The following is a 2,212-nucleotide window of genomic DNA, read 5'->3' as shown; positions in this document are numbered from 1 at the left end:
ACAGTTTGTATACGTAACAACCCTGTTTTTTCCTGTTGATTTAGATGGTTACCTACAGCTAATTTTTCTCATTATATCCTTGTAAGTCAAGATTTATCTCCGAACTGAGCGGAGTCAGAGGCCGCTTGTGAGAATGGGCCCTCAAATCGCTCGTCGGAGCAGGTGGTCTCTGGTGGAGCGGTTTAACACCTCATATTCCATGAGGTCAGCGATCCTTTTACTTCCATGATTCTCGTCATAGCCTGGTAATAGTCCATACGAGCCTTCTGGTTTGATAGGCGGGCATAGCGCATAGTCGTCTTAATTTTACTATGACCAAGCAGATACTGAATCGTAACAATGTCGGCACCGGCGTTGAGCAAATCTGTGGCCATCGTATGCCGAAGCTGATGGCAACTAACATGAACACCGCTTTTTACTGAGTAGTGCTCAGCTCTCTTTTGAATGCCTCTCACCGATAATGGTTTACCTTTGTAGAGGCCTTTTTCAACCAGAAAGATCCGAGGCTCTTCCGTCTCAGGCCGCAGCTGTAAATACGCAGCTAACGCTTCTGCCGCATCGTCATAAAGGTAAACAAGTCGATCCATGGCACCTTTACCACACCGCACCATGATCTGGTTGCGACGGTGGTCAATAACCCCGATGGTCAGATTGGCCACCTCCTCAACTCTCAGGCCGCAGCGCAGCATTAACAAGAATATGGCCAAATCACGCTGTTTGCTGATCACACCGAAAAACGCAGCGACCTCGCTGTCCTGAAGGAATCTTGGAAGCGGTTTGGGCAGACGCAGGGATAAACCACTGATGACCGGGTTGTCAATTTCCCGTTGTTCCTCTTCCTGGAGATAACGGTAGAAGCTGCGAATGGCAATCAGGTGACCGTTAATCGTCTGAGGACCGAGCCTTCTGTCCAGCAGGATGTCGATGAACTGCTTGATATGGATCGACTCTGCCAATTCAACCGTAACCGGTAGCCAGCCAAGAAAGTGCTGCAGTCTATTCAGATAGTTTTTTCTTGTGTGGTTGGAGTAGTTTCTTCTCTTCAAATACCTTTTGTAATGCAGTACTGACTCGGTAAGGTTCATCAGATTCTCCTCTCCGTTGGATAACTGCCATGGCTCGGTAATAGTCTTCTTCTTTTCGCTGATCTGAGAGTCGTGCATAGCGCAGAGTCATCTCGATATCCTGATGACCCAGGATTTGCTGCAGGACTTCGACGTGCATACCGGCATTAATCATGTCTGTGGCGAAGGTGTGTCTGAGGCTGTGAGGGCTGTACCCCTTATCTAATAGGTCTGCTCGCTTAAGCGTCTTTCTCATCGCATTCCATGCGGAAGCATAGGTCAGCGGTTTGTCCGACCTGCCGTAAAACAGATAGCGCCGGGTTTTGTCGCGGGTCCGCAGCCACTGCTTCAGCGCCTGTTCGGCATCAGCACTGTAATAGACTTCTCTTCCTTCATAGTTCTTCGATCCTACGTACAAAAGAATCTTCTGATCATGGAGGAGGATATCAGCTACCTTTACCTCCAGCAGCTCTCCGATTCGCATACCGGTTCGCAGTAGGAGCATGATCAGAGCTCGATCTCTTACACTTGCAATTGCATCAAGAATACGATTGATATCTTCTTTGGGAATTGCCTTGGGGAGTGCGTCTGGTTCCTGCATGCGAATTTTAGGGTTCATGATTTCTGGGGGTACGATCTCCTGATCTACGAGGTAGTTGATGAAGGCGTAGACCACCCTCAAATGGGAAATTATTGATACGGTCTTTAGCCCCCTATCTTGCTCTCCTTCTACAAAAGCACCGATGTCACCCCTCGTCAATGCCAATATAGAACTACTTTCTTTGTTGAGGAAATGCATGAAAGCCAGAATGACGCCGCCTGCATGGTCAATGGTACGATGCGAAAGGTTCTTGATATATTTGCCGTGCAAGTATGCTGTGACTAATTGGTTGCCTGGCAGGCCACTTGCGGTTATGCGTGTAGTCCAGCGGTCCAATATCTTGCGTTTATAAGGGACGGTCTCGGATGCGGGTTCCGGAAAAATGGAGCGAGAGGGGGCGGTTGGATGGTAATCAGGAGTTAGTACGTCTTGGCGTATACCTGTTGTTTCGGTCATCGAGTCCTCCTTTTTCTTTGTTGAAAAAACAGGATGTTAATGACCGCATTATAACACTTTATGCGGTTTTCACTTTGTTACGTATAAACAG

Annotated in this window: 2 protein-coding genes; both read right to left on the bottom strand. The window is 48.0% G+C overall.

All coding sequences use genetic code 11. From position 1 onward, the window contains the following. Positions 1-182: 182 nt before the first annotated feature. Entirely contained in the window at positions 183-1,085 is a 903-nt protein-coding gene (locus tag JWH17_RS25035) for a tyrosine-type recombinase/integrase (protein WP_205225061.1), read from the bottom strand. After that, positions 997-2,121: a tyrosine-type recombinase/integrase gene (locus JWH17_RS25030; RefSeq protein ID WP_205225060.1), complete on the bottom strand. Its 1,125-nt coding sequence runs from the start codon at positions 2,119-2,121 to the stop codon at positions 997-999. Before JWH17_RS25030 ends, JWH17_RS25035 begins: the two co-directional genes overlap by 89 nt. Positions 2,122-2,212 lie beyond the last annotated feature (91 nt).

It is taken from the genome of Desulfogranum marinum, assembly GCF_016918565.1.
In the GTDB taxonomy this organism is placed as follows: Bacteria; Desulfobacterota; Desulfobulbia; order Desulfobulbales; family Desulfobulbaceae; genus Desulfogranum; species Desulfogranum marinum.
The sequence above is the reverse complement of the archived record's forward strand: the minus strand, read 5'-3'. Positions and strand labels throughout refer to the sequence as shown.

Bases quoted from the DNA above. Each gene is read 5' to 3' on its own strand.
- JWH17_RS25035 (WP_205225061.1), bottom strand. From the start codon at position 1,085: ATGAACCTTACCGAGTCAGTACTGCATTACAAAAGGTATTTGAAGAGA.
- JWH17_RS25030 (WP_205225060.1), bottom strand. From the start codon at position 2,121: ATGACCGAAACAACAGGTATACGCCAAGACGTACTAACTCCTGATTAC.